General features: G+C 71.0%; 8 protein-coding genes. 4 read left to right on the top strand and 4 right to left on the bottom strand.

The annotated features are described in order from the left end of the window. The first annotated feature begins 81 nt into the window (after positions 1 to 81). Positions 82 to 1179 (top strand): AI-2E family transporter, encoded by a 1098-nt coding sequence (locus tag DK254_RS17820; protein ID WP_109934850.1) that lies wholly within the window; start codon positions 82 to 84, stop codon positions 1177 to 1179. A 4-nt stretch (positions 1180 to 1183) separates the two neighbouring features. Here the strand turns inward: DK254_RS17820 and DK254_RS17815 are convergent, their stop codons facing one another. Continuing rightward, a complete protein-coding gene (locus DK254_RS17815; RefSeq protein ID WP_109934849.1) occupies positions 1184 to 1828 on the bottom strand; it encodes a TetR/AcrR family transcriptional regulator in 645 nt (214 codons plus the stop codon). Between the two features lie 54 nt (positions 1829 to 1882). Here DK254_RS17815 and DK254_RS17810 point away from each other — a divergent pair, with 54 nt between their 5' ends. Both DK254_RS17810 and DK254_RS17805 read left to right on the top strand, forming a co-directional pair. Then, the gene (locus tag DK254_RS17810) at positions 1883 to 2989 is read left to right on the top strand and encodes a DUF2855 family protein (protein ID WP_109934848.1); all 1107 of its coding nucleotides are present in this window, start codon (positions 1883 to 1885) and stop codon (positions 2987 to 2989) included. 44 nt (positions 2990 to 3033) lie between these two features. Further along, positions 3034 to 3744 (top strand): rRNA pseudouridine synthase, encoded by a 711-nt coding sequence (locus DK254_RS17805; protein WP_109934847.1) that lies wholly within the window; start codon positions 3034 to 3036, stop codon positions 3742 to 3744. 3 nt (positions 3745 to 3747) lie between these two features. Here DK254_RS17805 and DK254_RS17800 read toward each other — a convergent pair whose 3' ends face one another. Then, entirely contained in the window at positions 3748 to 4683 is a 936-nt protein-coding gene (locus DK254_RS17800) for a p-hydroxyphenylacetate 3-hydroxylase reductase component (RefSeq protein WP_109934846.1), read from the bottom strand. A 172-nt stretch (positions 4684 to 4855) separates the two neighbouring features. Then, a complete protein-coding gene (locus DK254_RS17795; protein WP_109934845.1) occupies positions 4856 to 6025 on the bottom strand; it encodes a p-hydroxyphenylacetate 3-hydroxylase oxygenase component in 1170 nt (389 codons plus the stop codon). A 301-nt stretch (positions 6026 to 6326) separates the two neighbouring features. Here DK254_RS17795 and DK254_RS17790 point away from each other — a divergent pair, with 301 nt between their 5' ends. Beyond that, on the top strand, positions 6327 to 7556 hold the full coding sequence (locus DK254_RS17790) for an MFS transporter (protein WP_109934844.1): 1230 nt from the start codon (positions 6327 to 6329) through the stop codon (positions 7554 to 7556). Position 7557: 1 nt separating this feature from the next. Here DK254_RS17790 and DK254_RS17785 read toward each other — a convergent pair. Beyond that, the coding region (locus DK254_RS17785) for a Bcr/CflA family multidrug efflux MFS transporter (RefSeq protein WP_109935776.1) at positions 7558 to 8708 on the bottom strand (1151 nt) is incomplete at its 5' end.

Below are 8708 nucleotides of genomic sequence, written 5' to 3'. Positions count from 1 at the left end.
ATTTCCCCCGCCCGACTTGCATTCCAGCGCGCACGGCCAATGCTCTGAGGAACCCCACGAGGCTTTCCAAGGAGAGATGCCATGCTGCCATCGGCGGACCGGATACTGTCGCGCAACCTGCTGGACGTGCTGATACGCGCCGGGCTCATCCTGTTCCTGGCGGTGTTCTGCTTCCGCATCTTCCACCCCTTCCTCGACCTGATGCTCTGGGCGCTGATCCTCGCCGTCACCCTCTACCCGCTGCAGGGCATGCTGCAACGCGGCCTGGGCGAGCGGCCGGCCCTGGCGGCGACGCTGCTGGCGCTGTTCGGCCTGGCCCTGCTGCTGGTGCCGGTGGTGCTGATCGGCTTCTCCATCGCCGACTCGGTGGCCGACCTGGTGCACCGCTTCCAGGCCGGCGGCCTGCGCGTGCCGGCGCCGCCCGAGGCGGTGGCGAGCTGGCCGCTGGTGGGCCCCTACATCTACAACGCCTGGCTGCGCCTGGCCGAGGACTTCCTCGGCGCCGCCCAGCAGGCCGCGCCGCACCTGCAGGGCGTGGCCCGCACGGTGCTGGCCAAGGCCGCCGGCGTGGGCATGGAGCTGCTGCAGTTCCTCGGCGCCTTCCTGGTGGCCTGCGTGATCATGGCCTACGGCCCGCTGGGCGCGCGCACCGCCGAGGACATCGCGGTGCGCATCTCCGGCCCCGAGCGCGGCCCGGAGCTGGCGCGGCTGAGCACCTCGACCATCCGCGCGGTGGCCCAGGGCGTGGTCGGCGTGGCCTTCATCCAGACCTTGCTGCTGGGCCTGGGCTTCATCGTCATGGGCATCCCCGCCGCCGGGCTGCTGTCCCTCGGCGTGCTGCTGCTGGGCATCGTCCAGCTGCCCACCGCGGTGATCTCGCTGCCGGCCATCGTCTACGTGTTCTGGAGCGGCGACTACGGCACCGTCAGCGCGGTGGTCTTCACCATCTGGACGGTGCTGGCCGGGCTCTCCGACAACGTGCTCAAGCCGCTGATGCTCGGCCGCGGCGTGGCCGTGCCGATGCCGGTGATCCTCCTCGGCGCCCTGGGCGGCATGCTCACCGGCGGCATCATCGGCCTGTTCATCGGCCCGGTGGTGCTGGCCCTGGGCTTCCAGCTGTTCATGACCTGGGTCCGCGAGGGCGCCCGGCCGCCGGAGCCGGGGGACGTTTCGCCCTGAACGCTCAGGGCCCGAGGCGCGCCAGGTACAACTGTTCCAGCCCGGCCTGCCAGTGCTGCCGCTGCGCCTCGTCCAGGCCCAGCAGCAGGGCGTAGCGCCAGCCGCCCCAGGTGGCGATGAACAACGCCTGGGCGGTGGCCGCGTCGACCGGCCGCGGCAGGTCGGTGCAGGCCTGCAGCGCTTCGCGCCACTTGCCGGCGAGTTCCTCGAAGACGCGCTGGTGGTGCTTGGCCTCGGCGATCCGCTGTTCCAGCTGCAGCAGCTCGCCGTCGGCCAGCGGCATGCCCAGGCCTGCGCCCAGGGCCAGCAGGCGGCGCACGCGCTCGCGCCAGTCCAGCGGCGGCGCTATCACCTCGCTGTCGATGCGCGCCGCCAAGGCCTCCAGGCAGTGCCGCACGTAGCCGGAGAGCAGTGCCTCCTTGCTCGGGAAGTAGTCGTACAGGGTGCCCACCGCCACCCCGGCCTCCAGGGCCACGGCGCGGGTGCTGACGCCGGCCCAGCCGTCGCGCCGGCAAATCCGAACGAAGGCCTCGTAGATGGCTTCCACGGTGAAGCGCGCGCGGGCCTGGGTCGGCCGCTTCAGCGGCTTGGCCCGCGGCCCCGGCGCCGTGCTGGCCGGCTTGTGGCGTTTTCCGAACCCGTCGTGCATCGCGCTTCGCTAGGCTGTAGGCAGCCCAATCCCCTGTCGAGAAGGAGCCGGAAAATGGAAGGAAGCGTCACGGTAACACGCCTGCTGAACCACAAGAACGCCCTGGACCAGGGCCGCCTGGAGCACCACGAGCAGCCCCTGCCGCTGCAGGATGGCGAGGCGCTGCTGGTGATCGAGCGCTGCGCACTGACCACCAACAACATCACCTACGCTGCCTTCGGCGATTCCATGCAGTACTGGCAGTTCTTCCCCAGCGGCGAGGAGGCCTGGGGGCAGATCCCGGCCTGGGGCTTCGCCCGGGTGCTGGCCTCGACGGTGCCCGGCGTGGCGGTCGGCGAGCGCTTCTACGGCTACTTCCCCCTGGCCAGCCACCTGCTGGTGCGCCCGCAGCGCGTCAGCGAGCGCGGCTTCTACGACGGCGCCGAGCATCGCCAGGCGCTGGTCTCGGCCTACAACCAGTACACCCGCTGCAGTTGGGACGCCTACTACCGCGAGGACCAGGAGAACCTGCAGATCCTCCTCAAGCCGCTGTTCCTGACCTCGGCCATGCTCGCCGACTTCCTCGCCGACAACGACTACTTCGGCGCCGAGCGCCTGGTGTTCTCCAGTGCCTCCAGCAAGACCGCCTACGGCACCGCCGTGTGCCTGGAAGGCGCGCCGGTGGAGCGCATCGGCCTGACCTCGCCGCGCAACCTCGACTTCGTCGCCGGGCTGGGCTGCTATCAGCAGGTGCGATCCTATGCCGACCTGGAGCAGCTGGACGCCAGCCGGCCGACGCTCTACGTCGACTTCGCCGGCGACCTGCCGCTGCGCGAGCGCGTACACCGGCACTTCGCCGACAGCCTGCGCTACAGCTGCATGGCCGGCTCCGCCCAGGTGGCCGCGCCGGCCGACCTGAGCGCCCTGCAGGGGCCCGGGCCACAGCTGTTCTTCGCGCCCGTCCAGATTCGCAAGCGCAACGCCGACTGGGGCCCGGAAAAGGTCAGCCAGTACATCGGCGAGGGCCTGCTGGACTTCTACCGGCGCGTCAGCCGCAGCCCGCAGCCGCTGTTGCGGGTGGTGGAGTCCGAGGGGCTGGAGGCGGCGCAGCGGGTGGTCGCCGACCTGCTGCACGGCCGGGTGTCTGCCGACGAGGGCCACGTCATCCGCCTGCCGGGCTGAGCAAGGAGTACAATGGCGGCCCTTCCCGCCGCCGATTCCCCGTCATGACCGAAACCACCCGCCTGTCCAAGCGCCTCGCCGAACTGCTGCCCTGCTCCCGCCGCGAGGCCGAGCTGTACATCGAGGGGGGCTGGGTGACGGTGGATGGCGAACGCGTCGAGGAACCGCATTTCCGCGTGGCCGAGCAGCGCATCGAGCTGCTGCCCGGCGCCATCCCGGCGCCCATCCCGCCGGCCACCCTGCTGCTGTACAAGCCGGCCGGCTGCACCGCCGAGCAGGCCCTGGCGCTGCTCGACAGCGCCCACCGCTGGGAGGCCGACAGTTCCGACCAGCAACCGCTGCGCAAGCACTTCGCCCGCCAGCAGAGCGTCACCCCGCTGGACGACGCGGCCAGCGGGTTGCTGGTGTTCACCCAGAACTACGGCGTGCTGCACCGCCTGCAGGACGATGCGGCGACCATCGAGCACGAATACCTGGTGGAAGTCAGCGGCAGCCTCGACGACGCCGGCCTGGCGCGCCTGCGCCATGGCCTGCTGTACCAGGGCCGGCCGCTGCCGGCGCTGAAGGTCAGCTGGCAGAACGAGACGCGCCTGCGCTTCGCCGGCAAGGGCTTCCGCCCCGGGCAGATCGCCGACATGTGCCGCCAGGTCGGCCTGGCTGTCGTGGCCATCCGCCGCCTGCGCCTGGGCGGCGTGTCCATGGGCAAGATGGAACAGGGGCAGTGGCGCTACCTGCTGCCCAGCGAGCGCTTCTGAGCCTCAGAGCGGCTGGGCCAGGCCGCGCAGCACCGTCTTGAAGGCCTCGATCTGCTCGGCGCTGAAGCGCGCGAAGACCTTGGCCTGCTGCTCCTCGGCGATGCCCCACAGCGTCTCGGCCTGGTCGATGCCGGCGGCGGTCAGCGCGCAACCGCCCTCGCCCACCTGCAGCAGGCCCTTGCGTTCGAGGTTGGCGCGCGCCTCCTCGATCTCCCGCAGCGGCATGGCCACCAGTTGCTGCAGCGCCGTGGTGTCCAGGCTGGCGTCCTTCTCCATCACCATCAGCATGCGCGCCTCGCTGGTGCGCAGGCCGCTGGCCACCTGCCGCGGCTGGTAGTCGGCCTGGTAGCAGCGCACCGCCTGGGTCATCAGGTAGTAGAGGTTGTGGTTCAGGCGGCCCTGGAAGGCGGTGCGCGGCACCCCGGCCTGGGCCTCGCGCAGGCGCGGGTGCGGCAACACGCTGGAGTACACGCCCTGGTGGTAGAGCAGCGGCGCGCGGCCGAGGTCGTCGAAGGCCAGCACGCGGCCGATGAGGATCCAGTGGTCGCCGCCGTCCAGCTTCTGCTGCATCTCGCACTGGAAACGCGCGGCACAGTCCGGCAGCAGCGGCGCGCCGCCGGCGCCCTCCTCGCAGGCCACGCCGGCGAACTTGTCGGCGCTGGGCCGGGCGAACTGGTTGGACAGGTCGATCTGGTCGGCGGCCAGCACGTTCACCGCGTAGTGGCTGGCCTTGTCGAACACCGCCAGGCTGGTGGCGCGCTTGTCGATGCTCCAGAGCACCAGGGGCGGGTCGAGGGACACCGAGTTGAAGCTGTTGGCGGTCATGCCGACGCGCTCGCCGTCGGCGGCGGCGGTCATCACGGTGACGCCGGTGGCGAAGTTGCCCAGGGCACGGCGGAAGGCACGCGGGTCCAGGCCCGCTTCGTTGTTCTGGTTCATGGCGGTTCCTCCGCGCCGGCGCAGGGGCCGGCGGGATTGAGAAGATTCAGCTGCGGGCAGCGCTTTTGTAGGAGCGAGCTTGCTCGCGAACGGATTCCGCAGCGGGGTCGGTTCGCGAGCAAGAACTAGGCGTCCCCCTCGCTCCTACGAAGAACAGGCTGGGCGTGGTGGCTCAGACCATGCTCGGATCAGGCTCCAGGCCCATCAACTCGCGGCCGAGGATCTGCGCGCAGACGTCGTAGTCGGTGTAGGCGTGGGCGCCGGTCATGTGCGAGTCGCGGAACAGCCGCTGCATCTCGTTGCTCTCGAACCAGGCGGTGCCGCCGGCGGCCTCGAACAGGCGATCCACCGCCTGGATGCACATCTTCACCGCGTAGGCCTGGTTGGTGCGCCAGAAGGCCAGGGTCTCGCGGCTGGGGTATTCATGGCGCTCGCCATGCTCGGCGTGGTCCTGCCAGGTCTTCTCGAGGAAGGCGCGGGCGGCGGCCACCTGGTGGGTGGACTCGGCCAGGCGCATCAGCGCCGGGGTGGCGGTGCCGACGCTGGCGCCGGTATAGGCGCGCACGCGGTTGCGCGTCTTCTCCTTGAACGCCTCGAGCATGCGCTCGGCGATGCCCAGGCCGATGGAGGCGAAGCCGCTGGCGAAGTACGGGCGGTACGGGGTGTAGAAGATCTTGCTGTAGGGGTACAGGCCGAAGCCGGCGGAGCGGCCCTCCATCATGTCCTTGGCCGCCTGGATGCGGTGGTTGGGCACGAAGGCATCCTTCACCACCAGGGTCTTGGTGCCGCTGCCCTTCATGCCGGCGGCGTACCAGTCGTCGCGGATCTCGTAGTCGCTGCGCGGCAGCACGGCGAAGCAGTACACCTGCTCGCCCTCGGCGTTCTGCCGGCGGCAGCCGAGGATGGCCCATTCGGCGTGGTCGCTGCCGCTGCTCCAGCCCATCTCGCCGTTGAACAGGATGCCGCCCTCGACCTCCTGGATGCGCCCGAACGGGGCGATGCTGCTGCTGGCGGTGGCGTCGGGGTTCTCGGCCCAGACCTCGTCCTGCAGCTGCTTGGAGAACATCGCCAGCTGGTGGCTGTGGGTGCACAGCAGGCTGAAGGCCCAGGCGGTGCTGGCGCAGGCGCCGGCCAGGGCGACCACGCAGTCGGCGAACTCGGGCAGGGAGATTTCCATGCCGCCGTAGCACTTGGGCTGGAAGGCGCGGTGCATGCCGATGCCCTTGAGCAGGGCGATGTTCTCGGCGGGTGCGGTGCGCGCCTGTTCGGCCTTGGCGGCATTGGCGGCGATGGCGGGCAGGACGGATTTCAGGTCTTCGAGCAGGGGGTTTGGCTTTTTCATCTTGGCGGCCCTTGATTGTTATTGGAGGCGCACCGCCGTCGCGAAGTGCTTGGCGACTGGCGGCAGGGCTCTCGTGGCGAGAGTGGCAGGGCCGATTATGGGAGCCGTACGGCGGCGCCTTGAATGCAACTTCCGCGGACTCGATTGCACTTTTCATGGGATTTCCCGGTGCCCGGAAGCGCTGAAATCGGCGCCAGGCCAGGCGCCGCGCGGCTTTCATTAACATCTAAACGTTCTGACGGAAAATTTCCGCTATGATGGCCGCCTCCCCTCCTTCATCCTTCGCCCGAGCGAGCCGCCGATGTCCGCTTCCCGTTCCTGGCCGAACAGCCTGCGCGCGCTGCGTCACCGCAACTTCCGCCTGTACTTCGCCGGCCACGCGATCTCCACCCTGGGCACCTGGGTCCAGCAGGTGGCGCTGGCCTGGCTGGTCTACCGGCTGACCGGCTCGGCGGCGCTGCTGGGCATCACCAGTTGCGTGGCGCTGCTGCCGCAGCTGTTCATCGGCCCCCTGGCCGGCGCCTGGATCGACCGCCACGACAAGCGCCGCCTGCTGCTCGCCAGCCAGAGCCTGATGGCGCTGCAGGCCGCGGCCCTGGCCGGGCTGACCGCCAGCGGGCTGATCACCCCGACGCTGATCGTCGGCATGTCGGCGCTGCTCGGGGTGCTCAGCGCCTTCGACACGCCGCTGCGGCAATCGCTGCTCAGCCGCTTCGTCGACGACCGCGCCGACCTGCCCAACGCCCTGGCGCTGAACGCCTCGCTGTTCACCTGCTCGCGCTTCGTCGGCCCGCCGCTGGCCGGGCTGCTGCTGGGGCTGACCAGCGAGAGCCTGTGCTTCGCCCTCAACGCCCTGTCCTACCTGGCGCTGGTGGGCGGCCTGTTACGGGTGCGCCTGGCGCCCGGGGTGCGCGCCAGCGGCAGCATGGGCAGCGTGTTCCGCGAGGGCCTGGACTACGCCCTGCGCACGCCGAGCGTGCGCCAGCTGATGCTCGGCGTGCTGCTGGTCAACCTCACCGCTTCCAGCTACGCCGCGCTGCTGCCGGTGTTCGCCCGCGACGTCTTCGCCGGCGACGCGCGCACCCTCGGCTGGCTGTGGGGCGCGGCCGGCTTCGGCTCGCTGCTGTCGAGCCTGTTCCTGGCGCAGCACCAGGACCCGGCGCGGCTGCCGCGGATCATCCTGCTTTCCGCCCTGGCCAGCGCCGGCGCCCTGCTGGCGTTCGCCCTCAGCCGCAACCTGCCGCTGTCGCTGGCGGCCATGGCGGTGCTGGGCTTCGGCGTCACGGTGAACAACGTCGGCACCAACATCGTCATCCAGAGCAGCGCGCCGGAGGCACTGCGCGGCCGCGTGGTGTCGATCTACACCGCCACGCGCTTCGGCTTCGACGCCATCGGCGGCCTGCTCGCCGGGCTGCTGGCGGCGCGCTACGGCGGCCCCTGGGCGATGGCGGTGGCCGGCGCCCTGCTGCTGGCCTACTGCGCCTGGCAGGGCCTGCGCCGGGCGGCGCGGGCGGAGGAACAGCCGGCCTAGGTCAGGCGGCCTCCGCCAGCGGCTGCGGAGCGTGCCGGCGGGCCAGGAGGAAGGCCAGCAGGCAGCCGAGGCCGGCACAGCCGACCACCAGGCACATCGGCCAGGGGCTGCCGTCGGAAAGCGCGCCGACCAGGGCGCTGCAGGCCGCCCCCAGGGCGAACTGCCCGGTGACCGCAAGCCCGGCGGCGGCGCCGGCCTCGCGGGGGAACAGCGCCAGCAGGCTGGCCACGCAGTTGGCGCCGAGCAGGCCGGTGACGCTGACGTAGAGCAGCACGCCCAGCACCAGCGCCGGCAGCCCGCCCCAGCCGGCGAAGCCGCAGCCCAGCAGGAGCGCCCCCGACAGCGCGGCCAGAGCAGCGCCGAAGGCGAGCATCCGCTGCGGCCCGAGCCGCCCCACCAGGCGCGCATTGAGGCTGGTGGCCAGGATGATGCCGGCGATGTTCAGGCTGAACAGCCAGGCATAGGCCTGCGGCGAAACGCCGAAATACTCGATGTAGACGAAGGGCGAGGCGGTGATGAAGGCGAACATGCCGCCGAACGACAGGCCCATGCACAGCATGTAGCCCAGCGCCCCGGGCTGCAGCAGGATGCGCCCGTAGGCGCGGAACACCTGCGCCACCGACTGCCCGCGGTGCTCCGCCGGCAGGCTCTCGGGTATGCGCCACAGCACGGTCAGCAGGCACGCCGCGGCGAAGGCGAAGAGCACGGCGAACACCGCGCGCCAGCCGGCGGCCTGGGCCAGCAGGCTGCCCAGCAGCGGCGCCACCAGGGTGGCGAGCATGGTCACCAGGTGCATCAGCGAAAGCACCCGCGCCGACTGCTGCAGGGGGAACAGGTCGCGCACTATGGCCCGCGCCAGCACCGAGGCCGCCGCCCCGCCCAGGGCCTGGAAGAAGCGCCAGGCGATCAGCGCCGAGGCGCTGCCGGCGAACAGGCAGCCGAGGGTGGCCAGCAGGTACAGGCAGATGCCGCCCAGCAGCAGGCGGCGACGGCCGAAGCGGTCCGACAGCGGCCCGTAGAACAGCATGCCCAGGCACAATCCGGCGAGGAACAGGCTGATGGTCAGCTGCACCTCGCCGGCGCCGGCCCCCAGGTCGCCGGCGATCAACGGCAGGCTGGGCAGGTAGGTGTCGATGGACAGGGGCGCGAAGG

This window comes from Pseudomonas sp. RW407 (genome assembly GCF_003176655.1).
Lineage (GTDB): Bacteria > Pseudomonadota > Gammaproteobacteria > Pseudomonadales > Pseudomonadaceae > Pseudomonas > Pseudomonas delhiensis.
The sequence above is the reverse complement of the archived record's forward strand: the minus strand, read 5'-3'. Positions and strand labels throughout refer to the sequence as shown.